The organism is Brevundimonas sp. AJA228-03, assembly GCF_017795885.1.
Taxonomy (GTDB): domain Bacteria; phylum Pseudomonadota; class Alphaproteobacteria; order Caulobacterales; family Caulobacteraceae; genus Brevundimonas.
Map to the genome: position 1 here is coordinate 2,876,273 of NZ_CP059297.1, position 22,128 is coordinate 2,898,400.

Here is a 22,128-nt window from a genome sequence, read left to right on the forward strand (position 1 = left end):
GGGGACGAGGCGGCTCGCCTTAAACCAACTCCACCTTCAACGAATGCCCCAGCACCCGCGCCGCGCGGCTCAGGGTGTCCAGGGTGACATTGGAGGCGTTCGGGTCGAGGACGCGGTTCAGTTGCGCCCGGCTGGTGTCCATCTGCGCGGCCATGGCCGCGCGGGTGATCTTCTGGTCGGCCATCGCCTGCTGGAGCTGGAGGGCGATCACGCTCTTGACCGCGCGCAGCGTTACCTCCTCGCGGATGCCCTCCTCGTCGAGGAAGTCGTCGAGGGTGGAGAAGTGGGACGGGTCGCGGAACTTCATGTCTGTCATGAGCACACCTTCTAAAGGCCGCGCTCCTTCATTCGCCGGGATGCGATATCGATATCGGCGTGCGGCGTCTTCTGCGACTTCTTGATAAAGCCGTGGACCACGACGAGCGCCTGATGCTCCGCGTCGTGGAAGAAGATCATCCGCACCTCGCGGTTGCCGCCAAGGCTCGACCGGACCTCCCAAAGCCCGCCGCCCAATGAGCGGCAGAGGGGCAGCCCCATCGGAAACCCGAACTGGACCCGCTTGAGGTCAAAGCCGAGAATCGCGCGATCCGGCTTATCGAAGGATCGCAGCCACTCCAGGATGACGGGACGGCCGGACGGGGTTTCGTAGAATCGGACCGTGTGCATGCACATCTCCTGCGTGCAGGTTGACACTACTTTGCATAGCGGATCCATTCCCAGCTTTATTCCCCTCGGCCCAATGCCGAGGACTGCAAATTCATCGTATCATTTATGGTCCGGTATGCAATCCGCATACTTCAGCGTGTCGCCGACGACCTCAACGCACGGTCCTTCTCCCCTTGCGGGAGAAGGTGCCCCGGAGGGGCGGATGAGGGGTGAAACACCGCCGTCTGCCGATTAGACTCAACCCATGCTCAAGCCATCCGATCGCACCCGAGCCAGCGCCCGCCGAGGCAGGAGTGATCCGACCTTGCCGGAAGCGGTTTTCTGGACGTTTCTGCGCGACCGACGACTGGAAGGGCTGAAGTTTCGAAGGCAGCTACCGCTGGGTCCCTACATCGCCGACTTCGCCTGTCCATCAATCCGTCTGATCGTCGAGCTGGACGGCGGGGTCCATGTCTTGCGGGCCGAGACCGATGCTGTGCGCGACGCGTGGCTGACGGCGAACGGGTGGACGGTTTTGCGGTTCAACAACGAGGCGGTGCTGAAGAACCCGGCCCTGCTGTTCCAGGCGGTGCGCGATCACGCCGTGCGTCACGGCAAGGGCTGAGTTTCACCGACTCTCCTTCTCCCCTTGCGGGAGAAGGTGCCCCGGAGGGGCGGATGAGGGGTACGAAGACGCAATCGAGATGGTCAGGGCAGATGCTCATCGGGTAGATTGGGAGTCACCCCTCATCCGACCTCGCTCCGCTCGGCCACCTTCTCCCGCAAGGGGAGAAGGCAACGGATGTCCGCCCAACCACCGCCAATTGTCCGCGCTCGGCCCAATACCCCCCACCTTTTCAACACCCCTCCGTAAAACCACCCCCTCGAACGCGCCCGCATATCCGGCTGTGCGATCCTGCCGCCCGCAGTTTCACCTCGGGAGGCACGCCGTGGCCTGGTCGGACGACGAAGACGATTTCAACCCGCCGCCCTATGACCCCTTCGGCCTGCTGCCCCAGCCTGAGGGCGCGCCTGCCCCCATTTCCACGCGATCGGGGCCCCGCAGCGGCCACCGCTTCGTCTCCGAGACCCACTGGGCGGCCGCGCGCGACGCCTATCTGGACGGAGAGAGCGCGGCCTCGATCTCGGCGAGGTTCGGCATGGCCGAGCGCACGATCCGGGCGCGGGCACGGGAACAGGGCTGGCGGCGCGCCGATCAGGCGGGCGCGGTGCGCCCCCTCGTCGAATATGCGGTCGAGGACGACGGCCGGGACGCCCTGATCGACGACACCCTGGACGAGGTCTCCCTCGACGTCCTGGTCGAGCGGGCCCTGTTGCGCGTGCGGCGCGCCATCGCCGCCGACCGGGCCGTCGAGGCGGGGCGCTGGATCCGGACCCATCGCCGTCTCGCCGAAATGGTCGAGGCCCGGCGCCAGGCCGAAGCCGCCGCCAGGGCCGCTGCGGAGGTGGCCCTGGCCGCCGAGCCCGAACGCTTCACCAATATCTGGGAGGCCAAACAGGCCGAGCGCCGCATCCTGAACCAGCGCGAGGCCGATGCCTACGTCGCCTCCAGCGCCGTGCTGTCCGAAGCCCTCTCCGCCCGCCTCGGCCCGCCCCAACTGGACGGTCTGCACGGTCTGCACGGTGCGGACGAAATTTTTTCCGGTGATCCGTGACGCGGTGACGGCGGGCCGAACTATCCCGTCGCCAGCCCGACACCCCGTCCGCCGCCCGGGACGGGGGCGACGTCCAGCAGCTTGACGCGGAACACCAGCACCGAGTTGGGCGGGATGTCGCCCTGGCCCTGGTCGCCATAGCCGAGGTCGGGCGGGAGGTAGAGCATCCACTCGTCGCCGGCCTTCATCATCTGCAGCGCCTCGGTCCAGCCGGGCACCACCGCATCGACGTGGGTGGCATAGGGGATGCCCCGGGCGAAGGAGGAGTCGAACACCGTGCCGTCCGTCAGCGCCCCCTCATAGTCCACGCGGACCAGGTCGTTGCGGTCGGGGCTGACGGCGCCGGACGGGCCGCTGTTCAGGACCCGGTACTGCAGGCCGCTGGCCGTGGTGCGGATGCCCTCGGCGCGGGCGTTGGAGGTCAGGAAGAACTCGGCGGCCTTCATATTCGCCTCCGCATCGGCCCCCGGCGCGGCGTCGCCCCGGCTGCAGGCGGACACGGCCAGGACCGCGACCAGAACGAAAGGCCTAACCCATCCGAAGCGCATAACCCTGGTCCCTCAAAGCCTGTCCGATCTCGTCGGCGTGGGCGCTATCGCGCGTTTCGACCATGATGTCGAACTCCGCCCCCTTGGCCGGCACGTCCAGCGCCAGACGGTTGTGGACGACGTCGATGATGTTGCCGCCGACGTCGCCGATGACCCTTGCCATGGCCGACAGGATGCCCGGCCGGTCGTCGGACAGGATGCGATAGACGATCAGGCGGCGCTCGCGGACCATCTCGCGGTTCAGGACCACGGCCAGCATCCGGGCATCGATGTTGCCGCCACAGAGAACCAGGCCGACCTTCATCCCCCGGAACCGCTCCGGTTGGGCCAGCAGGGCGGCCAGACCCCCGGCCCCGGCCCCCTCCGCGACGGTCTTTTCGAGCGTGGCGAACATCGAGACGGCGCGCTCGAAATCCTCCTCGGCGCAGACCACGACGTCCTCGACCAGGGGGTCGGCCAGGGCGAAGGGGATGTCGCCGACGGCCTTGATGGCGATGCCCTCGGCGATCGTCGCCCCGCCGCAGACGGGTGGCAGGCCGGCCCGCCGGGCGCTGAAGGAGGGATACATGGCCGCCTCGACGCCGAAGATGCGGATGTCGGGCTTCATCGCCCTGGCCGCGACGGCACAGCCCGCGATCAGGCCCCCGCCGCCGATGGGGATGACCAGGGCGTCCAGATCGGGGGCGTCCTCGAGGAACTCCAGGCCGCAGACCCCCTGCCCCGCCACAATGCCCGCATCGTCGAAGGCGGAGATGAAGACGAAACCCTCGGTGTCCCTCAGCCGGTGCGCCTCGGTGGTGGAGGCGGTGAAGTCCAGGCCGTGGATGACCACATGGGCACCGTGGCCACGGGTGCCGTCGACCTTGGTGAAGGGGGTGCCCTCGGGCATGACGATGGTGACGGGGATGCCCAGGCGGCCGCCGTGATAGGCCAGGGCCTGGGCATGGTTGCCCGCGCTGGCCGCCACTACGCCGCGCCGCCGCTCTTCGGGGGTCAGGGACAGGAGGCGATTCAGCGCGCCGCGCTCCTTGAAGGAGCCGGTGAAATGCAGGTTGTCGAACTTGACCCACACCTCGGCCCCCGTGGCCTGCGACAGGCGGCGGGAGTGGCGGACGGGGGTGCGGTCGACCTGGCCGGCGATGCGCGACTGCGCGGCCTGGATGTCTTCGAAGGTGACGCTCATGGGGCCGTTGTGGCGCCCGTCGTCAGGTCTCGCAACCTTGACCTTATGCCTGCGTTAGGGGTCTTGTGGTGGTCGCCTGACGGGCGATTCCGCGTGTCTGAAAGGGAGCCTGCCGATGTCCATTCGTACCCTCGTCGCCTTTGCGGCCGTCGCCGCCGGTCTGGGAGCCTGCGCCCCGACGATGGGAACGGCCGGAGGCGGCTATGGTCCCCCCGCCGCCTTCAACACCGCCGACTTCGCGCCGTCCGCCCGGACCGGGGACGCCGCCATCGAGGGGCGCGTGGCCTTCGAGCGCGACGGCCAGAGCTTTGCCTGCACCGGCTCGGTCGGCCTGACGCCGGACACCCCCTACACCCGCCAGCGGTTCCAGACCCTGTATGGCTCGACCGAACAGGCCGCCGTGCCCGAGGCGGTGGTCCGCGCCCGCACCGTGCCCGACCCCACCGCCGACTACCGCTCCTACGTCCGGTCCCAGACCTGCAGCAACGGCCAGTTCCGGTTCGACGACCTGCCCGAGGGCGGCTGGTTCCTGATCACCCCGGTCAGCGCCGGAGCGGACCGGATCATCCTGATGCGTCATGTTGTCACCCGCGCCGGCACCACCGCCAACGTCACCCTGTAAGGCTTGCCCCCATCCGCGCGGGACGGTCCCGCCACAGCCCGAGGCGTCCCTTCGATGAAAGCCTTCGCCCTCGCCGCCCTTGCCCTGACGGTCGCAGGCCCCGCCTCGGCGCAGAGCGGGTCCTATCCCGATCCGGTCCGGACCTATTCGAGCGACGGCCGGTATGGAGAGGACTTCAACGGTCAGGCCGATCGGCCGGGCGATTACCGCTGTGACGCCTACTGGGATCGGGGGCGGGACGACTGTGGAGCGTCCTGGCGCGACCAGCGGCGCTACGGCAGCCAGGCCCATGGTTCGGAATATGGCCATCGACGCTACAGGTCCTACGGCCATGGGCAGGGCGGTGGCCATGTCTACCAGCCCTACAGCCAGGGCACTCAGTACTACGGAGCATACGGCCGCCCGGATCAGGTCTACCCCGGCAGCGGTTACGGCGGCCAGGTCGGCAGATACGGCCAGTATGCTGCCGATGGCGATCGCGGCCGGTCGTCCTGGTGCGCCGCCCGCTACCGCTCCTACGATCCCGGCACCGGCTACTACCGCGCCTATTCGGGCCGTCTGGTGTTCTGCGGGTGACGCAGGGCCTCCCGGCCGATCACGAGACAGTGGGTAACCCGCGTTCGCCATCTTTCAGACACAGCGGGATCGCCTTACCTGCTGAAGGCCCGTTCCGGGCCGATCTCAGTTCAGGGAGCGCGTTCATGTCCCAGCACAACATCGTCGGTTCGGAAGCGTTCAACCGATCGCCCTTCGTCTTCATCCGCAGCGTTCGGGCCGGCGGCATGCGTCGCCGCCAGACCCGTACCGCCTTCGCCTTCGTGGCCGGAGCGGCAGCCGCCGTCGTCGGGGGCGTCGCCGCCGCCGTCCTGGCCTTTGGACCGGGCCTGGCCGGCGGTTAGGCCAACCAGACCATCCGGCGGGTGTCGACCGGCGCGCCCCGCGCCTTGCTGAACTGGCGCCGCACCTCGCCGGTATAGAGGAAGCCCGCCTTTTCCAGCACGCGACCCGAGGCCGGGTTGTCGGCGAAATGGCCGGACATCAGGGCCCGCCTGCGCCAGCGTTGGCCGGCCCAGACCAGGGCACCTTCCAGGGCCTCGGTAGCGAAGCCCCGGCCCCAGAAGGGCCGACCGATCCAGTAGCCGATCTCGGGGGCCAGGTCGGCGTCCTCGAACAGGCCGATGACCCCGACGGGTCCCAGATCCTCGTGCTCGATCAGAAAGGTGTTGGCCTTTGCCGGGTTCTGGGCCGCGACATCGGTCACGAACGCCTCGGCTTCCCGATGGCCATAGGGATAGGGCATCCGCAATGTGTTGCGGGTGATGGCCTCGTCATTGGCCAATTGCGCGATGACGGACACGTCCCGGGGCGCGGGCGCGCGCAGCAGCAGGCGCCGGGTCTCGATGACCGGAGAGGTTTCGATGACGCACATGTTTCCAGCCTTGTCTTCGGTCCACCGCCTTGGAGGGCTCGGGCGGACATCGAGGCGGGGAACGCAAACGGGGAGCCTGGTGATCCAGACTCCCCGCGGAAATGTTTCCCTGGTCCGGATCGGCTGCTTTTTCGAGGAAGCAGCGCGATCCGAAATCCGGTTTCGCGCTACTCGGCGGCGATCGCCCCATTCCGAGCAAGGGAGGCGTCGTCGTTCGCCGGAAGGATCGACACGTAACAGCGGCCGTTGGCTTTCTTGGTGAATTTCACCGCGCCGTGCTCGAGCGCGAACAGGGTGTGGTCACGGCCCATGCCGACGTTGTCGCCGGGGTGGAAGGTCGTGCCGCGCTGACGCACCAGGATGTTGCCGGCCAGCACGTTCTCGCTGCCGTACTTCTTCACGCCGAGGCGCTTGGAGTGAGAGTCGCGACCGTTACGCGACGAACCACCGGATTTCTTGTGAGCCATCTGGGCGCTCCTGCTTCCTTGTTGCGCCAGGGGCCGTTCGGCCTGACTGAGCGCGGGTCCTGCTTAGGCTTCGTCGGTCGAAGCGGCGGTTTCGGTCTTGGGCGCGGCCTTCTTGGCCGGAGCCTTCGCAGGCCTGGCGGCGGCGACGGGCGCTTCGGCTTCCACCGGAGCGGCGGCTTCCACACGGGGCGCCAGGCCACGGGCACGCAGGTTGATCTCGGCCTTGGTCATCAGGTCGACCTTGCCGTCCCACTTTGCGGTCTCGCCGGCACCATCGATGCCGGTGATGCGCAGGACCGATTCCATCTGGCGGTGGCCGTTGGTACGGCGATAGCCTTGGCGGCGGGTCTTCTTGAAGATCTTGACCTTCTCACCCTTGCGGGTCTCGATCAGGGTGGCGGCGACGGTCGCGCCTTCGATCAGGGGAGCGCCCAGGGTCACGCCCTTGTCGCCGCCCAGCATCAGGACCGAGCCCAGGCTGAGGACATCGCCGGCCGCGCCGTCGAGCTTTTCAACGACGATCGTGTCGCCCGGTTGGACCCGGTACTGCTTGCCGCCGGTCTTGATCACCGCGTACATCTTGAAGCCTTGGCTAACGCAAAAAAGAATGCGCCCGCCGGGAGACCCCGCGGGCGAAGAGCGGCGACATATACGGATGGTGCCCTGCGAGTCAACGCGAAACGCACCGGAAATGCCGTCAGGTGCTGATTTGCGCCGCTGATCTAGCCCTGATCCGACCGGCCGTGCAAAGACGGAACGACCTTCCAGCCAGAGGCCCTCGATGACCCAGACTGAAGCCGGCGGCGCAACCGACCGCCGCGCGACCGCCGCCCGCCGGATCGTCGCCCATGTGGCCGAACATCTTCAGGCCGACCTGTCGCTGCGGCTGTGGACCGGCGAGGTCCTGCCGCTGGGACCGAAGGCCCGCGACGACATCCAGATCGTGGTCGCCCGCCCCTCGGCGGTGCGTCGCCTGCTGCTGAAGCCCGGCCTGATGACGCTGTTCGAGATGTTCGCCACCGGCGACCTGCGGGTCGAAGGGGGCAGTCCGCTGGATGCCGCGGACCGCTGGGACCATGGCCGCGCCATCCATCTGGCCTCACGGCTCGACAAGGTCCTGATGGCGAAGGAGGCCCTGCCCTTCCTGTTGGGGGGATCAGACGCCGGGTCGACGCAGCTTCCGGCCTGGGACACGACCGGCAACGACGGCATCGGGGCCACAAAGGCCGGGCGCAGCGACCAGGACTTCATCCAGTTCCACTATGACGTCGGCAACGACTTCTATGCGCTCTTCCTGGACCCGGAGATGGTCTACTCCAGCGCCTGTTTCACGCGCCACGACGCGACGCTGGAGGCGGCCCAGGAAGAGAAGCTGCACCGTATCTGCAGGAAGCTGCGACTCCAGCCCGGGCAACGCCTGCTCGATGTCGGCTGCGGCTGGGCCGGTCTGTCCTGCTGGGCCGCGAAACATTACGGGGTCACCGTTCACGGCGTGACCCTGTCGCAGGCGCAACTGGATTTCGGCCGGGCCAAGGTCGAGCGCGAGGGGCTGTCGGACAGGATCACCCTGGAGCTGAAGGACTATCGCAACGTCGAGGGCCAATACGACGCCATCAGCCAGGTCGAGATGTTCGAACACGTCGGCTTCGCCAACCACGAACGCCACTTCCTGGAAATGCATCGGCTGCTGAAGCCCGGCGGCCTGTATTTCCACCAGGCGTCGGTGCGGCGTGGCGGCAAGGGTCCGATCCGGCCGACCGACACGACCAAGGTCATCACTCGCTTCATCTTCCCGGGCGGTGAGCTGGACACCATCGGCATGACGGTGACCAACCTGGGCCGGCTCGGCTTCGAGACCCTGGATGTCGAAGACATGCGCGAGCATTTCGAACTGACCTTGAAGCACTGGGAAGACAGGCTCTATGCCCGGCGCGAGGAGGCCTATGCCCTTGTCGGCGAGGCCCGCACCCGGCTGTGGTTGATCTATTTCGCCCTGTTCAAGAAGGGCTTCGAGCGCGGATCGGTGCTGGTCTACCAGACCGTCGCCCAGAAGCGCCGTCCCGGCCCCAGTGGCCTGCCGCTGGACCGGGCCAGTCTGTACGCCTGATCCTCCCCCGCCACTTTGCGGGGGAGGGGGAACGCGAAGCGGTGGAGGAGGCCGAAGCGGACACCGAGTCCGGGGCCGCCCCCTCCACCACGACGCAATCGCAAAGCCTGTCCTCGGGCTCGGCGAAGCCGAGACCCGGGGGCGGTCCCCCTCCCCCGTTCGCTACGCTCCGGGTGAGGATTACTCCTCGACCGTTACAAAGTAACAGGCTATAGGGCGGTCGATGTCCCCGCCCGCCTTTGAACAGCCGGTCCTGTGGTCGCTTCTCGGCGGCGGGTTCGCGGCGGCCTTTCTGCATGCGGCCCTGCCGACGCACTGGCTGCCGTTCGTGCTGGTCGGCCGGGCCCAGCGCTGGAGCCTGACGCGGAGCCTTCTGGCGGTCACGGCGGCGGGGCTGGCCCATATCGCCACGACAGTCGTGGTGGGCAGTCTGATCGTCGCGGCCGGCATGGCGCTGGACGAGGTGGTCGCAGGTCTGCTGTCGCATCTATCGGCGGTGCTGCTGTTCGGCTTCGGCGGCTTCTATCTGATCAAGTCGGTGGTCCGCAGACCGGCGACGGCGGGCGGGCCGCCGCTGGATCTGGCCGAGCCGACGGTTTCGCATTCGGCCGCCTTCTGGGGACTGGTGGCGGTCATGGCCCTGTCGCCGGGGGAGGTCCTGCTGCCGATCTACATGTCCTCGGCCCAGGAGGGCGCGATGGCGCTGGCGCTGCTGACGGTCGTCTTCGCCGTCGGGACGATCCTGGGCATGGCAACCTTCACGACCCTGGCCCGCGCGGGCGCTTCGGTGCTGAGGCTGGAGCGGTGGGCGCGCTATGAGGGGGCCATCCTGGGTGTCGCCCTGATCGCGATCGGACTTCTTGTCGTGACGCATCAGCACTAGGCAGTGACGAGTGGCGAGTGGTTCAGCCTGAACCGCGCGCATTGTCCACGGCCACGTGGTGTCCGGTATTGAGAGAATGGACCGTGGGCGATCCCTCGCCACTAGCCACTCGCCGCTCCCGGGCCTACCCATCCCCCATGGCCCACGACCACGCGCACCATCACCATCACCACGACCACGGCGGTCACAGCCATGGGCACGCCGGCCACGCTCACGGCGGACATGGACATGCGCACGGTCCGGTCGACACGGGCGACTGGCGCTATGGCGTGGGGCTGATCATCAACCTGGCCTTCGTGGCGTGCGAGTTCGGGGCCGGGCTGTTCAGCGGCTCCACGGCGCTGCTGGCGGACGCGGGGCACAATCTGTCGGACGTGCTGGGACTGGCCATGGCAGGCGGGGCGGCGGTGCTGGCGAGGCGCGCGGCGGGTAGCCAGCTGACCTATGGCTTCGGCAAGGCGACCATCCTGGCGGCACTGGCCAATGCCCTGCTGCTGATCTTCGCCTGCGGGGCCATCGCCTTCGAGGCGGTGCAGCGACTGTCAGAGCCCGCGCCGGTCCAGTCGGGCGTCGTCATGATCGTGGCGGGCATCGGTTTCGTCATCAATCTGGGCACGGCATTGCTGTTCATGCGGGACCAGCATTCGGACCTCAATGCGCGCGGGGCCTATCTGCACATGCTGTCGGATGCGGCGGTGTCGATCGGGGTGGTCATCACGGGCGGGGTCATCCTGCTGACCGGCTGGTCGATCCTGGATCCGCTGGTGTCCATCGTCATCGTGGCGGTGATCCTGTGGGGCACCTGGGGCCTGTTGAAGGACTCCATCGGCCTGGCCATGGACGCCGCCCCCGCCTCGGTCGATGTGGAGGCCGTCCGGTCGGCCCTGGCCGGGCTGCCGGGCGTCACGGCCGTGCACGACCTGCACATCTGGGGGATGTCGACCACCCGGACGGCGCTGACGGCCCATCTGGTTCACGACCGGAGGGATCCGCACGCCCTGCTGCTGGAAGCCCAGACCCTGGCGCGCAGCCGCTTCGCCATCGGCCACACGACCCTGCAGCTCGAAACCGACGTGATGCCGGACTGCCCGGACTGCTAATCGACGCAGAGGGTCGGGCCGGCCTGCCCGTCCTCGACCGGCGTGCGGCAGCCGAACGGCAGGTCGTTGACGGCACAGCGGCCGGTCACCGGACCGGGAGGCTGGTTGCCCGCCGTCTCCGTGTAGCAATTGCCCCGGCAGTCATCGCCGTCGCGACAGACCTTGCCGCCGTCCGCGAAGGGAATGACGCACTGCTCGGTCTGCAACCGGCCCACCCGCATCAGCGCGCCGCCCCGGGCCGCGCAGACCTGCTCCGCCGTCCGGGTCTGCGTGGCCGTCTCCGGGGCCTGGGCCGCCATCGGCGAACAGGCCGACGCCATCAGGGCGAGGGCGGCGATCAAAAGGCGCATGGTTATCCCTTGTGCGAGACGTCGCCCTTGGTGAACCCGGTCCAGACGTCGTCGTAGTCGAGCTGCATCGTCGGGGTCGTTTGCGCCCATTCCGTGGTGCGGATCGGAAGCCGCGTCTCGAACATGAAGGCCAGGGTGTTTTCCAGCCTGTGCGGCTTGAGCTCGGCGGCGACCGCCTTGTCATAGCTGGCCTGATCGGGGCCGTGGCCGCTCATGGCGTTGTGCAGCGAGGCACCGCCGGGGGCGAAGCCGCCTTCCTTGGCGTCATAGGCCCCGGTCACCAGGCCCATGAACTCGCTCATGACGTTCCGGTGGAACCACGGCGGGCGGAAGGTGTCCTCGGCCACCATCCAGCGCGGCGGGAAGATGACGAAGTCGCAATTGGCGGTGCCGGGCGTGTCCGACGGGCTGGTCAGGACGGTGAAGATCGACGGGTCGGGGTGGTCGAAGCTGACCGTGTTGATGGTGTTGAACCGCGCGGTGTCCCAGCGATACGACGCGTTGTTGCCGTGCCAGGCGACGACATCGAGCGGGCTGTGGGCGAAGGTCGTGGTCCACAGACGCCCGGCGAACTTCTGGATACATTCGGTCGGGCGATCGACATCCTCGAAGGCGGCGACGGGCGTCTCGAAATCGCGCGGATTGGCCAGTCCGTTGGAGCCGATGGGGCCGAGATCCGGCAGGCGGAAGGGCGCGCCATAGGTCTCGCAGACATAGCCGCGCACCGGCCCGGTCACCTCGACGCGGAAGCGGACGCCGCGCGGGATGACGACGACGTGGCCGGGGTCCGCATCGATGCGGCCGAACTCGGTGACGAAGGTCTGGGATCCCTGCTGCGGCACGATCAGAAGCTCGCCGTCGGCACAATAGAAGACGCGGTCTACCATCGAGCGGTTGGCGGCGTACAGGTGGATACCCACGCCGGTCTGGGCCTCCGCGTCGCCGTTGCCGCCATAGGTGACGAGGCCCTCGACCCAGTCGGTGGGGGCGGTCGGGATCGGCAGCGGGTCCCAGCGCATGCGGTTGGGGCTGGGCGGGGCGTCGTGGAAGGGGCCGGAGCGGATCAGGCCCTGACCGAAGGGCCGATAGGCCGGATGCTGGGCCGAGGGTCGCAGGCGATACAGCCAGCTGCGGCGGTTCTCAGAGCGGGGCGCAGTGAAGGCGGTGCCGCTGAGCTGCTCGGCATAGAGGCCCATCGGCGTCTTCTGCGGCGAGTTGCGGCCGACCGGCAGGGCACCGGGGACCGCCTCGGTCGCGAAATGATTGCCGAAACCGGTCAGGTAAGTCGCGCTGTTCAGCGTCATGCGTGGAGTCTCCCAGTGAGGGGTTTAACCGCGGGAGACGGGGGCGTCACCCTCTCCCGGAGGGAGAGGGCTTGAGCGCCTGAGAGCCAAAGGCGAGCAGACTTGCGCGAAAGGGTGAGGGGTTACGGTGCGAACCGGTAAGGGCGACACCCCTCACCCTTTCGGCTTCGCGCATCGCTACGCTCTGCGAGCCTCAAGCCCTCTCCCGATGGGAGAGGGAAAGCCTAGTACCCCCCCGCCCTCGCCAGTTTTTCGGCGTGGAACCCGGCATCCCCCAGCAGTTCGTTCAGCACACGGACCCGCTTCATATAGAGGCCGACGTCGTATTCGTCGGTCATGCCGACGCCGCCGTGCATCTGAACCGCCTCCTGCACCGCCAGTTCGGCGACCTTGCCGGCCTTGGCCTTGGCGACGGAGACGGCGAGGTCGGCCTTGTCGGCCCCGGCGTCGATCCTCTGCAGGGCACCCAGCACGGCCGCCTTGGCCAGTTCCAGCTCGGTGAACAGATGGGCGGCGCGGTGCTGGAGGGCCTGGAACTCGCCGATCGCCTTGCCGAACTGCTTGCGTCCGCGCAGATATTCGACGGTCGACAGGAAGGCCTGATCCCCGGCCCCGGTCAGGCAGGCGGCGGCGCAGGCGCGGCCGAGATTGAGCGCGCCCTCGAGAGCCGCCTCGCCGCCGTCGACCGGACCGATCACGGCATCCGCGTCGACCTGGACGTCGGTCAGGACAATCCGGGCGGCGTTGTGGGCGTCGACCATGACGGTGCGCTCGATCTCGACGCCCGCAGTCTTCGGATCAACGAGGAACAGCGTCGTACCCGCCCCGGTCCTTGCGGCAACGATCAGGGCGTCGGCGATGTGGCCGTCCAGCACGAAGCCCTTGGCCCCGTTCAGCTTGAAGCCGTTGCCGCTGCGTTCGGCGGTGGTGGCGATGCGCGACGGCTGGTGCTTGGGGCCTTCGTCGAGCGCCAGCGACAGGATGGCCTCGCCCGCCGCGATCCGGGGCAGCCAGGCGGCCTGCTGCTCGGCCGAGGCGGCGTCGATCAGGACACGGGCGGCGAGAACGCTCGACCCGAAGAAGGGCGAGGGCGTCAGGGTGCGGCCCAGCCCTTCCGCCACGATGCCCGCCTCGACCGCGCCGAGGCCGGAGCCGCCGTGTTCTTCCGGGATGATGACACCCGCGAAACCCATCTCGCCGAAGGCCTTCCACAGGTCGCGTGAGATGCCGTCGGCGTCCTTCGAGTCCCGCAGCTGGCGCAGGTGGGCGATGGGCGCGTTTTCGCTGAGGAAGCCGTCGGTGGCCTCCTTCAGCATGGTCTGCTCTTCGGTCAGGATCAGGGGCATCTCGGGTCTCCGGTCGGTGGGGTGCCAAGAGCCCCTCCACCACTTCGTGGTCCCCCTCCCCACGACGTGGGGAGGAGACGGTGCTTCATCGTCTCCTCCTCGTTCCGAAGGAATGGGGAGGTGGCGCGGCGCTTCTCCAGCGCCGTGACGGAGGGGCTCTTAAGCCCCCGGCAGCTGCAGCAGGTGTTTGGCGATGATGTTCAGCTGAACCTCGCTGGTCCCGCCCTCGATCGAATTGGCCTTGGTGCGCAGCCAGTCGCGCGCCGCCGTGCCCTTCCTTGACCGGTCGCTTTCCCACTCCAGCGCGTCAGAGCCCCCGGCCGCCATGGCCAGTTCGTGGCGGCGCTTGTTCAGTTCCGAGCCATAGTATTTCAGCATAGAGGCGATGGCGGGCGAGACCTGTCTGGCCTTCACCTGGTCGCCGACCCGCTCCATCGACAGGCGGAAGGCGGCGACGTCGATGTCCAGTTCGGCGATCTTCGTGCGCAGCATCGGCTCGTCCAGCCGGCCCGCTTCGTCCAGCCCGATGGAATCGACGGCGACGTGACCCATGGGGCGGCCCATGTCGCCCATGCCGCCGATCATGGTGCGCTCATGGGCCAGCAGCGCCTTGGCCACGTCCCAGCCCCGGTTCAGCGTGCCGACCAGGTTTTCCTTTTCCACCCGCACGTCGTCGAAGAAGGTCTCGCAGAAGGGGGACTTGCCGCTGATCAGGGTGATCGGCTTGGTGGTCACGCCGGGCGTCGCCATGTCGAACAGGACGAAGCTGATGCCCAGGTGCTTGGGCGCGTCCGGGTCGGTGCGGACGAGGCAGAAGATCCAGTCGGCCTTGTCGGCATAGGAGGTCCAGACCTTCTGGCCATTGACGATCCAGTGGTCGCCGCGATCCTCGGCCCGGGTCTGCAGGCCCGCGAGGTCGGAGCCCGCGCCGGGCTCCGAATAGCCCTGGCACCAGCGGATCTCGCCGCGCACGATCTCGGGCAGGAAGCGCTTCTTCTGGGCCTCGGTGCCGAACTGCAGCAGCGCCGGGCCCAGCATCCAGATGCCGAAGGACGACAGCGGCGACTGGGCGTCGATACGGCGCATCTCGCTGGCCAGCACCTTGGCCTCCTCGCGGCTCAGGCCCCCGCCGCCGTATTCGGTCGGCCATTCCGGCGCGGTCCAGCCGCGCTCGCCCATGGCCTCCATCCAGGCCTTGTGCGCCGGGGTCTTGAAGGTGGCGTTGCGACCGCCCCAGACGCGGTCCTCGTCATTGTCCATGGGGCCACGGCATTCGGCGGGGCAGTTCGCCTCCAGCCAGGCACGCGTCTCGGCGCGGAAAGTGTCCAGATCGGTCATGGTCGTCTCCCTGACGTCTTCGGCTGCGTCTCAGACGATCAGGTTAGCAAAGAAAATCGGGTGACGTAGCGTCAGCGTTCTCCCTCCCCCGCGGGGGAGGGTGGTCGAAGCGCAGCGAAGACCGGGTGGGGAGGGCAAGGCGATCCATCGTGCGGCCTTGCCTTGCCGCTCCCACCCGGCGCTCCGCGCCTGCCCTCCCCCGCGGGGGAGGGAGAGTGTCAGCGCGCGGTCGGCAGGAAGGGCGAGAAGGTGATGACGGTGAAGGTGTCGCGGATGTGGGGGCGCGTCTGGACTGACTTCGTGACGAAGGTGCCGATGTCCATGTCCTTGGGCAGCTGGAACTTGGCCAGCAGGTCGTACTGGCCCGAGGTGGAATAGACCTCCGAGACGTTCTCGACATTGTCGACCATGTCGGCGGCGACGTCGTTGGCATGGCCCAGCTCGCATTTGATGAAAACGAAGATGGCGGTCATCATGGCGGCAAGCTCCCGGCTGTTCGCGGGTGTCGTAGCGGATGCAGGCATGACCGATAAGCCCCCCAAGTCCCCGGCCGCCCCGCCTTCTCAGGAATGGCTGGAGGCCGAATACAACAACCGCGCGGCCGTGCCCGACCACCCCCTGCTGATGAGCCGCTGGAAAGCGTCGGCTGTGGCGGCCCGCGCGGCCCATCCCCCGACGACGATCGCCTATGGCGCTGGCGCGCGCGAGGTCATGGACCTGTTCGAGGCCGGGCCGGACGCCCCCATCGTCGTCTTCATCCACGGCGGCTACTGGCAGGCGCTGGACAAGGACTGGTTCAGCGGCCTGGCCCCGGCCCTTTTGGCCCACGGGGTCAGCCTGGCCATTCCGTCCTACGACCTGTGCCCGACCGTGCGCCTCGGCGCCATCGTGCGGCAGATGGAGACCGTGGCCGATCAGGTGCGCGTGCGGTCGGGACGTCGCCCGGTGGTGTTCGGGCACTCGGCCGGAGGGCATCTGGCGGCCTGCCTGCTCAGCCAGGGACGCGCCTCGGCGGCGGTCGCGATCTCGGGCGTGTTCGACCTGGCCCCGCTGATCCCGACCTCGATCAATGCGGCGCTGAGGCTGGATGCGCGTGACGCGGCGGCGCTGTCGCCGATTCACTGGCCCGCGCCGGACGGATCGACGCCCGGCGGCACGGTGCTGGACTGCGTCGTCGGCGGGGACGAGACTTCCGAGTTCATCCGCCAGTCGCGCGACATGGCTGATCACTGGGGCGCGAAGGGCGTGGAGACCCGGTTCGAGGCCCTGCCCGGCCTGAACCACTTCACCGTGCTGGAGCCCCTGACCGACCCGGACAGTCCGCTGGTGAAGCGGATCGCCGATTTGGCGCGGTAGCCGTCTCCCTCCCCCTCGGGGGAGGGCAGGTCGCGAAGCGACCGGGTGGGGGCGGCAGGGCAACACAGCGACCGCCCGTGTCCGTATCGCCGACCGCCCACCCTCGGGGGAGGGAGACGTTGGCGTCACCACCCTCGCCATCGCGACACTGTGACGCCACTATAGGGGTTCGCAGCAGGGGCAGGCGTCATGGCGGAACCGACGGGAATGGATCTGGGCCACGCGGTGGCCCTTCTGGCGGTGGCGGTTGTGGCCGTGCCGCTGTTCAAGCGTTTCGGCCTGGGTGCCGTGCTGGGGTATCTGGCCGCCGGCCTGATCATTGGCCCGTTCGGGGTCGGCATGATCGAGGACGCTCAGGCGGTGCTGCATGTCGCCGAACTCGGCGTCGTGATGTTCCTGTTCATCATCGGGCTGGAAATGCGACCCGCGCGGCTGTGGAGCCTGCGCAGGGAGATCTTCGGTCTGGGCGCGCTTCAGGTGGGGGTGTGCGCCAGCCTGCTGACCGCCGCGGCCATCGCCTTCGGCCTGCCCTGGTATGCCGGGCTGATCATCGGCTCGGGGTTCGCCCTGTCGTCCACAGCCATTGTCATGCAGCTGCTGGAAGAGCGGAACGAGAACAACGAGAACGACGGGCAGCGGGTCGTCTCCATCCTGTTGTTCGAGGACCTGGCCATCGTGCCGCTGCTGGCCATCGTGGCGATCCTGGCCGGCCAGTTCGGCACCACCATCGAGAATCCGCAGCCGATCTGGCTGACCGTCGGGTTCGCCATCGCGGCGGTGGCGGCGGTCTATGTGATCGGACGCTGGGCGCTGAACCCGGCGTTCCGGCTGCTGGCCCGATACGGGGGGCGCGAGGTGATGACGGCCGGCGCGCTGCTGGTCGTGCTGGGCGCGGCCTGGGCCATGGACCTGGGCGGGCTGTCGATGGCCATGGGGGCGTTTCTGGCGGGCGTGCTGCTGTCGGAATCGACCTTCCGCAACCAGCTGGAGGCGGATGTCGAGCCGTTCCGCGGTATCCTGCTGGGCCTGTTCTTCCTCAGTGTGGGCATGTCGCTGGACCTCAGCGTGGTCGCGCGGGACTGGCCACTGGTGCTGGGCGGGGTCGCGGCCTTCATGGGGGCCAAGATGATCGGCGTCTATTCGGTCGCCCGGTTCATGAAGGCCGGTCATCCCGAGGCGCTGAAGCGCGCCGCCCTGATGGGCGAGGGCGGCGAGTTCGCCTTCGTCCTGTATGCCGCAGCCCTGGCCGCCGGACTGTTCGATGCGCGCACCGGGGCCATCGCCTCGGCCGTGGTGATCCTGTCGATGGCGCTGACGCCACTGCGGATGATGGTCGCCGACCGGCTGAAGTCCCGCGAAAAGGTGTCTCTGGAAGGCATCGACGAGGCCCGCAATCTGCAGGAGCGGGTGCTGGTGATCGGCTTCGGCCGTTTCGCCCAGGTCGTCTGTCAGCCGCTGTTGGCGCGCGACGTGGACGTGTCGATCGTCGACATCGACGTGGACATGATCAAGGCCGCCGGCAATTTCGGCTTCAAGGTCTACTACGGCGACGGGTCGCGGCTGGACGTGCTGAGGTCATCGGGCGCGGCCGATGCCGAAAGCATCCTGGTCTGCGTCGACCGGGCCGAGACGGCGGACCGGATCGTCGAACTGGTCCAGTCCGAGTTCCCCCTGACCAAGCTGTTCGTGCGCGCCTATGACCGGGGACACTCGATCCGGCTGATCAAGGCGGGCGTGGAGTATCATATCCGCGAGACCTTCGAGAGCGCCCTGGCCTTCAGCGAGCATGTGCTGATGGACCTGGGATTCTCCGACGAGGATGCGCGCGAAGCCGTCGAGGATGCGCGTCGCCGGGACTACGAGCGTCTGACGCTGCAGGTCGCGGGCGGACTGCAGGCGGGTCGGGATCTGGCGCGCGGCAATGCGACGACGCCGGAACCGGCCCCCTATGTGAAGCCGCGTCGCGAAGGTCGCGCCCTCAACGAAGAAGCGGCCGGGCTGATGACGGCCGAGGAGATGGAGCGCCAGCAGGAGCAGGCCTGACCGCGGGCCGGGACGCGAAAACCCGCGCCGGGGGCGGTCGTTCCGCCTCAGGCCGGCGGGCGATCCCCGAGCAGCGAGAGAAGGCCCAGCACGCTCTTGACCGTGAACCAGACGCTGAGAAGGAACCACAGCGCCAGGAACAGCAGCAGGAACGGGATGCCGATCAGCACGATCGAGGCGACCGCGCTGAGGGCGATCAGAACCCAGGTGGCGATGGTCCACCAGAAGACCGACCAGAACAGCGCGATCTGGGCCTCGATATGCTCGCGCGCCAGGCCGGTGGCCGTGCTCCGCGCCGCATAGGCGACGACCAGCCCGACCAGGACCAGAATGTTCGCGCTGGGGATCGACAGGATATACAGGCCCCAGGCGATCAGGGCGGCGGGCTTGCCCTCGGCCTCGTGACCGGGGGCGAGACGGGGCTGGGATGCATCTGACATTGTTTGCCTCCTAGGCGAGGAACCAGCCGCGCGGATTGCGGACCGGCCGGCCGGCCTTCAGGGTCAGAACGCCGCTTGCCCCGCGAAGGATCAACCAGACCGCAACGATGAACAGGACGAAGACGCCCAGACCCACCGCGATCAGGATGGCCCCCAGAAGGGCCGCGACGGCACCGGTCCACAGGGTGCGCTGCTGGAACAGGAAATGGCTGGCGGCGACCGCGCCGCCCGGACCGGGCCGACCGGTGACCGCCAGCAGGGCGATCAGGGCCGAGACGCCCAGCGTCGGCACGGCAAACAGGATCAGGGCGTAGACGGTGTACAGGCCGGTGCTGCCCGCAACGTCCTTCGGCGGGACGACGGTGCGGCGGTCCACGGGGGACGATCCGAAGACGCGCGGAGATTCGACCGCCCAGCCGGGCACCGGAGCGGGTCGCGGTGCGGGCGCAAACGTCGGCGCCGGCTCACGCCCGGGCGGAACCTCCCGGCGCGGACGGGGCCGGGGATCCGGCGCGGGCAGGACGGGTTCGTCGGGCGGCGGCGCCGGTTCGATGGCGGCGACCGGATCGGCTTCCGGCCCGGAGGCCGCAGCCTCGACCGGCTCGACGGACGGAGCAGGCTCCGGCACAGGGTCTGGCTCCGGCTCCTGTACGACGCGCGACCGACCCTGCAGGGCGGCAGCCGAGGAAAAGCCGATCAGATCGTCGTGATCGACGGCCGGATCGGTCGGCGTGGGCGCGTCTGGATCGCCGGGTTCGGCCATCGGAATCCTCGAAGGTCAGGAGCGGGGACAATGGCGATCCGCCCGCCCCTAAGCAAGGCATGGTGGTTGGGCCCTGACCTTGTCGAAAATCCGCTGAGGCGTTTCCGGGTCAGCCCTGAAGATCGTTGATGCTCATGTCGGGCCGGTCCATCCAGCTGCCCGCCGCCCAGGCCCGCTCGCCCGCGCTCAGCTGCTCGCCCACCACGACGGTGTTGGTGGGCGTCTCCTCAAGCGCCAGCTCCACGCAGCGATAGGGAGAGCCGTCATCCGCCAGAATGGCGTCCAGCTTGCGGCGCAGGGCGATGGCGAAGGCCTCGGTCGTCGGGTCGCCCTCGAACACCATCAACCGACCCAGCCGGTGCGGCTCGTGCGTGCGGAACCAGTCCAGCAGGGGATCGGCCGATCCGATCTGGAAGGCGTGGTCCACCGCCCCGTCGATGAATCCGTGCCAGCGCGTCTTCAACGTCTCGAACGAGGCGACATAGTTGGAGCCGCCGAAGTCGATGGCGGCATCGGTGGCCAGGGTGACGGTGACGAATTCGTTGTGCCCGTGCGGCACGGCGCATCGTGACCCCGCATCCGCCAGCAGGCGGTGGGCCATGGAAAACCGGCGGGTGAAGCGAACCTGGGGCATGGGAGGGCGCTATGTCGTGCCAAAGGGCCGGAAACGCAAGGTTCAGCGGCTATAGCGCAGCTCGCACCCGGCCCCGGTGGCGGCCTTGAGGGCGCCGGGCTTGTCGACCCGGACGGTGACGGCCCGCACCCGCGCATCGGTCAGGCAGTCCAGCGCCAGCCGCTCGGCGAAGGTCTCCACCAGCCCGACATGGCCCTCGGCGACGATGCGACGGCAGGCGTTGGCGACCGTCTCGTAGTTGATGGTGTCGGCCAGGCCGTGGATCTCGAGCGGGCCCAGTTCCAGCCGTACATCGATCAGCAGGGTCTGCAGCCGGCCGTGTTCATGGTCGTAGACGCCGATTCCGGCCTCGACCTTCAGCCCCTCGACGAAGATGGTCAGGCCCTGGCGGCGGGGCGCGGACGGGGACTCGGGGGAGTGGGACTCGGGGGACGGGGACACGGCTCAGGACTCCGGCAGGATATCAGGCGTCTGCCATGCCAGGTGCTGACCGCCGTCGACGGCGATCATCTGGCCCGTCACGGAGCCGGCCTGGACCAGATAGAGGACGGCCTCGGCGATCTCGTCCGGCGAGGCCCCGTGGCCCAGCGGCACGGCGGCGGCCTCGGCCTGAAAGTCCGCGTCGGACTGGTGGATGGACTTCAGGGTGGGGCCCGGGCCGACGCCGTTCACGCGGATGCGCGGGGCCAGCGCCTGGGCCAGGGTGCGCGTCGCCCACCACAGGCCGTTTCGGGAGATCGCATAGGAGACGAAGCGCGGATCGGGCTTCAGCACCCGCTGGTCCAGCAGGTTGACGATGGCCGAGCCGTCGGGGGCCTGGGCCGCGAAGGCCTCGGCCAGCACGATGGGGGCGCGCAGGTTGGTCTCGATATGCCGGTCCCAGGTCTCGCGCGACAATGCGCCGACCCGGTCGTCCTCGAACACGGAGGCGTTGTTCACCAGCACCGACAACGGGCCCAGCGCGGCGGTGGCAGCAGGGATCAGGGCGCGGACCGCGGCTTCATCCGTCAGATCGGCGGCGACGACGATCGACCGGCACCCCAGCGCGCGGACTTCCGCGGCGACGGCTTCGGCGTCGTCCTTCGATTCGCGATGATGGATGGCCACGTCATGGCCACGCCGGGCCAGGGCCAGGACGATGGCGCGACCGATGCGGCGCGCGCCGCCGGTGACCAGCGCCGCGCCCGGGACCGCCCCCCGGGGCGTGTCAGTCAACCCGGCCGAACTCGAACGCGTTGATCGCGGCGAGCACGACGACGAAACCGATGATGATGCCGAGGGCGATCATGGAACTCTCCTGTTCAGCGGATGCCATATAGGGGGCCGCCGATCGGTTCAAGGCGCGAGCCCGTCGGACCCGCCCCGGTTCGGCAACGGCGTCGCACGGCGCGCGCGTCTGTGGCAGCGTGGGCCCATGCCCTGGCGCACCCGAATCGAGCCGTTCACCCGCCCGCTGTTCTTCGCCGTCTCGCGCGCGACGCGGGGCATGACCCTCGGCGTCAGGGCCGTGGCGGTCGATGACCGGGGCCGGGTCATGCTGGTCAGGCACACCTATCTGCATGGCTGGTGGTTGCCCGGTGGCGGGGTCGACCGCGGCGAGACCTGTCTGGACGCCGCCGCGCGCGAGCTGTTCGAGGAGACCGGCCTGAGGGCCACGGCGCCGGGCCGGCTGCTGTCGCTGCACTCCAACGAGCGGTTCTTTCGCGGCGACCATGTCGCGGTCTATCGGTTCGATGAATTCACGCCGGGCGAACGGACCCATCACGGCGAGATCGCCGAGACCGGCTGGTTCGATCCCAAGGACCTGCCGCCCGACGCGCACCGGTCCACCGTCACGCGCCTGGCCGAAATCTTCGGTGGCGCGCCGGTCGATCCGAACTGGTAGAGGCCCGGC

At 68.6% G+C, this 22,128-nt stretch carries 28 protein-coding genes; 11 read left to right on the forward strand and 17 right to left on the reverse strand.

From position 1 onward, the window contains the following. Positions 1-19: 19 nt before the first annotated feature. Positions 20-307 (reverse strand): helix-turn-helix transcriptional regulator, encoded by a 288-nt coding sequence (locus HZ989_RS14350; RefSeq protein ID WP_209321475.1) that lies wholly within the window; start codon positions 305-307, stop codon positions 20-22. Between the two features lie 20 nt (positions 308-327). Continuing rightward, a complete protein-coding gene (locus HZ989_RS14355; protein ID WP_209321476.1) occupies positions 328-666 on the reverse strand; it encodes a type II toxin-antitoxin system RelE/ParE family toxin in 339 nt (112 codons plus the stop codon). 304 nt (positions 667-970) lie between these two features. On the opposite strand from HZ989_RS14355, the gene HZ989_RS14360 reads away from it, so the two are divergent. Together HZ989_RS14360 and HZ989_RS14365 are read left to right on the forward strand one after the other, a co-directional pair. Further along, complete coding sequence (locus HZ989_RS14360) at positions 971-1,270, forward strand: DUF559 domain-containing protein (protein WP_245162385.1); 300 nt, start codon at positions 971-973, stop codon at positions 1,268-1,270. Between the two features lie 325 nt (positions 1,271-1,595). Further along, a complete protein-coding gene (locus tag HZ989_RS14365; protein WP_209321478.1) occupies positions 1,596-2,321 on the forward strand; it encodes a hypothetical protein in 726 nt (241 codons plus the stop codon). A 20-nt stretch (positions 2,322-2,341) separates the two neighbouring features. Here HZ989_RS14365 and HZ989_RS14370 read toward each other — a convergent pair whose 3' ends face one another. Further along, complete coding sequence (locus HZ989_RS14370) at positions 2,342-2,869, reverse strand: FKBP-type peptidyl-prolyl cis-trans isomerase (protein ID WP_209321479.1); 528 nt, start codon at positions 2,867-2,869, stop codon at positions 2,342-2,344. Next, entirely contained in the window at positions 2,850-4,052 is a 1,203-nt protein-coding gene (locus HZ989_RS14375) for a threonine ammonia-lyase (RefSeq protein WP_209321480.1), read from the reverse strand. The genes HZ989_RS14370 and HZ989_RS14375 overlap by 20 nt, the downstream gene beginning before the upstream one ends. 115 nt (positions 4,053-4,167) lie before the next feature. Between HZ989_RS14375 and HZ989_RS14380 the strand changes: the two genes are divergently transcribed. The 3 genes from HZ989_RS14380 (at position 4,168) to HZ989_RS14390 (ending at position 5,573) form a co-directional block, all read left to right on the forward strand. Then, on the forward strand, positions 4,168-4,674 hold the full coding sequence (locus tag HZ989_RS14380) for a hypothetical protein (protein WP_209321481.1): 507 nt from the start codon (positions 4,168-4,170) through the stop codon (positions 4,672-4,674). Between the two features lie 54 nt (positions 4,675-4,728). Further along, the gene (locus tag HZ989_RS14385; protein WP_209321482.1) at positions 4,729-5,250 is read left to right on the forward strand and encodes a BA14K family protein; all 522 of its coding nucleotides are present in this window, start codon (positions 4,729-4,731) and stop codon (positions 5,248-5,250) included. 125 nt (positions 5,251-5,375) lie between these two features. Continuing rightward, complete coding sequence (locus tag HZ989_RS14390; RefSeq protein WP_209321483.1) at positions 5,376-5,573, forward strand: hypothetical protein; 198 nt, start codon at positions 5,376-5,378, stop codon at positions 5,571-5,573. On the opposite strand, the gene HZ989_RS14395 is transcribed toward HZ989_RS14390, so the two are convergent. The 3 genes from HZ989_RS14395 to rplU all read right to left on the reverse strand — a co-directional run bounded on the left by HZ989_RS14395 (position 5,570) and on the right by rplU (position 7,149). Then, entirely contained in the window at positions 5,570-6,103 is a 534-nt protein-coding gene (locus HZ989_RS14395; protein ID WP_209321484.1) for a GNAT family N-acetyltransferase, read from the reverse strand. The genes HZ989_RS14390 and HZ989_RS14395 overlap by 4 nt on opposite strands. A 167-nt stretch (positions 6,104-6,270) precedes the next feature. After that, positions 6,271-6,570 carry a 50S ribosomal protein L27 gene (gene rpmA, locus HZ989_RS14400; protein WP_209321485.1) on the reverse strand — a complete coding sequence of 100 codons (300 nt, stop codon included), beginning with the start codon at positions 6,568-6,570 and terminating at the stop codon, positions 6,271-6,273. A gap of 63 nt (positions 6,571-6,633) precedes the next feature. Next, entirely contained in the window at positions 6,634-7,149 is a 516-nt protein-coding gene (rplU, locus tag HZ989_RS14405; protein WP_209321486.1) for a 50S ribosomal protein L21, read from the reverse strand. Positions 7,150-7,351: 202 nt separating this feature from the next. Between rplU and HZ989_RS14410 the strand changes: the two genes are divergently transcribed. The 3 genes from HZ989_RS14410 (at position 7,352) to HZ989_RS14420 (ending at position 10,660) form a co-directional block, all read left to right on the forward strand. Next, positions 7,352-8,677 (forward strand): cyclopropane-fatty-acyl-phospholipid synthase family protein, encoded by a 1,326-nt coding sequence (locus HZ989_RS14410; protein WP_209321487.1) that lies wholly within the window; start codon positions 7,352-7,354, stop codon positions 8,675-8,677. 223 nt (positions 8,678-8,900) lie between these two features. Continuing rightward, positions 8,901-9,560 (forward strand): hypothetical protein, encoded by a 660-nt coding sequence (locus HZ989_RS14415; protein ID WP_209321488.1) that lies wholly within the window; start codon positions 8,901-8,903, stop codon positions 9,558-9,560. 137 nt (positions 9,561-9,697) lie between these two features. Then, entirely contained in the window at positions 9,698-10,660 is a 963-nt protein-coding gene (locus HZ989_RS14420) for a cation diffusion facilitator family transporter (protein WP_209321489.1), read from the forward strand. On the opposite strand, the gene HZ989_RS14425 is transcribed toward HZ989_RS14420, so the two are convergent. The 5 genes from HZ989_RS14425 to HZ989_RS14445 all read right to left on the reverse strand — a co-directional run bounded on the left by HZ989_RS14425 (position 10,657) and on the right by HZ989_RS14445 (position 15,474). Continuing rightward, entirely contained in the window at positions 10,657-11,010 is a 354-nt protein-coding gene (locus tag HZ989_RS14425) for a hypothetical protein (RefSeq protein ID WP_209321490.1), read from the reverse strand. The genes HZ989_RS14420 and HZ989_RS14425 overlap by 4 nt on opposite strands. A 2-nt stretch (positions 11,011-11,012) precedes the next feature. Further along, positions 11,013-12,314 (reverse strand): homogentisate 1,2-dioxygenase, encoded by a 1,302-nt coding sequence (gene hmgA / locus HZ989_RS14430; protein ID WP_209321491.1) that lies wholly within the window; start codon positions 12,312-12,314, stop codon positions 11,013-11,015. 224 nt (positions 12,315-12,538) lie between these two features. After that, the gene (locus HZ989_RS14435) at positions 12,539-13,660 is read right to left on the reverse strand and encodes an acyl-CoA dehydrogenase family protein (RefSeq protein ID WP_209321492.1); all 1,122 of its coding nucleotides are present in this window, start codon (positions 13,658-13,660) and stop codon (positions 12,539-12,541) included. A gap of 159 nt (positions 13,661-13,819) precedes the next feature. Further along, a complete protein-coding gene (locus HZ989_RS14440) occupies positions 13,820-14,998 on the reverse strand; it encodes an acyl-CoA dehydrogenase family protein (RefSeq protein ID WP_209321493.1) in 1,179 nt (392 codons plus the stop codon). A gap of 218 nt (positions 14,999-15,216) precedes the next feature. After that, positions 15,217-15,474, reverse strand: coding sequence for an Lrp/AsnC ligand binding domain-containing protein (locus HZ989_RS14445; RefSeq protein WP_209321494.1), 258 nt, complete (start codon positions 15,472-15,474; stop codon positions 15,217-15,219). A 46-nt stretch (positions 15,475-15,520) separates the two neighbouring features. On the opposite strand from HZ989_RS14445, the gene HZ989_RS14450 reads away from it, so the two are divergent. Continuing rightward, positions 15,521-16,354, forward strand: coding sequence for an alpha/beta hydrolase (locus HZ989_RS14450; RefSeq protein ID WP_209321495.1), 834 nt, complete (start codon positions 15,521-15,523; stop codon positions 16,352-16,354). Positions 16,355-16,543: 189 nt separating this feature from the next. Next, positions 16,544-18,397 carry a monovalent cation:proton antiporter-2 (CPA2) family protein gene (locus HZ989_RS14455; protein WP_209321496.1) on the forward strand — a complete coding sequence of 618 codons (1,854 nt, stop codon included), beginning with the start codon at positions 16,544-16,546 and terminating at the stop codon, positions 18,395-18,397. A 47-nt stretch (positions 18,398-18,444) separates the two neighbouring features. Here the strand turns inward: HZ989_RS14455 and HZ989_RS14460 are convergent, their stop codons facing one another. The 5 genes from HZ989_RS14460 to HZ989_RS14480 form a co-directional block, all read right to left on the reverse strand. Continuing rightward, on the reverse strand, positions 18,445-18,837 hold the full coding sequence (locus HZ989_RS14460) for a hypothetical protein (RefSeq protein WP_209321497.1): 393 nt from the start codon (positions 18,835-18,837) through the stop codon (positions 18,445-18,447). Between the two features lie 10 nt (positions 18,838-18,847). Next, the gene (locus HZ989_RS15230) at positions 18,848-19,600 is read right to left on the reverse strand and encodes a hypothetical protein (RefSeq protein ID WP_245162386.1); all 753 of its coding nucleotides are present in this window, start codon (positions 19,598-19,600) and stop codon (positions 18,848-18,850) included. Between the two features lie 109 nt (positions 19,601-19,709). After that, positions 19,710-20,234, reverse strand: coding sequence for a 6-carboxytetrahydropterin synthase (locus tag HZ989_RS14470; RefSeq protein WP_209321498.1), 525 nt, complete (start codon positions 20,232-20,234; stop codon positions 19,710-19,712). Positions 20,235-20,276: 42 nt separating this feature from the next. Beyond that, positions 20,277-20,675 (reverse strand): dihydroneopterin aldolase, encoded by a 399-nt coding sequence (gene folB, locus HZ989_RS14475; protein WP_245162387.1) that lies wholly within the window; start codon positions 20,673-20,675, stop codon positions 20,277-20,279. 3 nt (positions 20,676-20,678) lie between these two features. Beyond that, complete coding sequence (locus HZ989_RS14480) at positions 20,679-21,449, reverse strand: SDR family oxidoreductase (RefSeq protein ID WP_209321499.1); 771 nt, start codon at positions 21,447-21,449, stop codon at positions 20,679-20,681. A 199-nt stretch (positions 21,450-21,648) separates the two neighbouring features. Between HZ989_RS14480 and HZ989_RS14485 the strand changes: the two genes are divergently transcribed. After that, entirely contained in the window at positions 21,649-22,119 is a 471-nt protein-coding gene (locus tag HZ989_RS14485) for an NUDIX domain-containing protein (protein WP_209321500.1), read from the forward strand. Positions 22,120-22,128: the final 9 nt, after the last annotated feature.

Bases quoted from the DNA above. Each gene is read 5' to 3' on its own strand.
- HZ989_RS14350 (WP_209321475.1), bottom strand. From the start codon at position 307: ATGAAGTTCCGCGACCCGTCCCACTTCTCCACCCTCGACGACTTCCTC.
- HZ989_RS14355 (WP_209321476.1), bottom strand. From the start codon at position 666: ATGCACACGGTCCGATTCTACGAAACCCCGTCCGGCCGTCCCGTCATC.
- HZ989_RS14370 (WP_209321479.1), bottom strand. From the start codon at position 2,869: ATGCGCTTCGGATGGGTTAGGCCTTTCGTTCTGGTCGCGGTCCTGGCC.
- HZ989_RS14375 (WP_209321480.1), bottom strand. From the start codon at position 4,052: ATGAGCGTCACCTTCGAAGACATCCAGGCCGCGCAGTCGCGCATCGCC.
- HZ989_RS14380 (WP_209321481.1), top strand. From the start codon at position 4,168: ATGTCCATTCGTACCCTCGTCGCCTTTGCGGCCGTCGCCGCCGGTCTG.
- HZ989_RS14385 (WP_209321482.1), top strand. From the start codon at position 4,729: ATGAAAGCCTTCGCCCTCGCCGCCCTTGCCCTGACGGTCGCAGGCCCC.
- HZ989_RS14390 (WP_209321483.1), top strand. From the start codon at position 5,376: ATGTCCCAGCACAACATCGTCGGTTCGGAAGCGTTCAACCGATCGCCC.
- HZ989_RS14395 (WP_209321484.1), bottom strand. From the start codon at position 6,103: ATGTGCGTCATCGAAACCTCTCCGGTCATCGAGACCCGGCGCCTGCTG.
- rpmA (WP_209321485.1), bottom strand. From the start codon at position 6,570: ATGGCTCACAAGAAATCCGGTGGTTCGTCGCGTAACGGTCGCGACTCT.
- rplU (WP_209321486.1), bottom strand. From the start codon at position 7,149: ATGTACGCGGTGATCAAGACCGGCGGCAAGCAGTACCGGGTCCAACCG.
- HZ989_RS14410 (WP_209321487.1), top strand. From the start codon at position 7,352: ATGACCCAGACTGAAGCCGGCGGCGCAACCGACCGCCGCGCGACCGCC.
- HZ989_RS14415 (WP_209321488.1), top strand. From the start codon at position 8,901: ATGTCCCCGCCCGCCTTTGAACAGCCGGTCCTGTGGTCGCTTCTCGGC.
- HZ989_RS14420 (WP_209321489.1), top strand. From the start codon at position 9,698: ATGGCCCACGACCACGCGCACCATCACCATCACCACGACCACGGCGGT.
- HZ989_RS14425 (WP_209321490.1), bottom strand. From the start codon at position 11,010: ATGCGCCTTTTGATCGCCGCCCTCGCCCTGATGGCGTCGGCCTGTTCG.
- hmgA (WP_209321491.1), bottom strand. From the start codon at position 12,314: ATGACGCTGAACAGCGCGACTTACCTGACCGGTTTCGGCAATCATTTC.
- HZ989_RS14435 (WP_209321492.1), bottom strand. From the start codon at position 13,660: ATGCCCCTGATCCTGACCGAAGAGCAGACCATGCTGAAGGAGGCCACC.
- HZ989_RS14440 (WP_209321493.1), bottom strand. From the start codon at position 14,998: ATGACCGATCTGGACACTTTCCGCGCCGAGACGCGTGCCTGGCTGGAG.
- HZ989_RS14445 (WP_209321494.1), bottom strand. From the start codon at position 15,474: ATGATGACCGCCATCTTCGTTTTCATCAAATGCGAGCTGGGCCATGCC.
- HZ989_RS14450 (WP_209321495.1), top strand. From the start codon at position 15,521: ATGACCGATAAGCCCCCCAAGTCCCCGGCCGCCCCGCCTTCTCAGGAA.
- HZ989_RS14455 (WP_209321496.1), top strand. From the start codon at position 16,544: ATGGCGGAACCGACGGGAATGGATCTGGGCCACGCGGTGGCCCTTCTG.
- HZ989_RS14460 (WP_209321497.1), bottom strand. From the start codon at position 18,837: ATGTCAGATGCATCCCAGCCCCGTCTCGCCCCCGGTCACGAGGCCGAG.
- HZ989_RS15230 (WP_245162386.1), bottom strand. From the start codon at position 19,600: ATGGCCGAACCCGGCGATCCAGACGCGCCCACGCCGACCGATCCGGCC.
- HZ989_RS14470 (WP_209321498.1), bottom strand. From the start codon at position 20,234: ATGCCCCAGGTTCGCTTCACCCGCCGGTTTTCCATGGCCCACCGCCTG.
- HZ989_RS14485 (WP_209321500.1), top strand. From the start codon at position 21,649: ATGCCCTGGCGCACCCGAATCGAGCCGTTCACCCGCCCGCTGTTCTTC.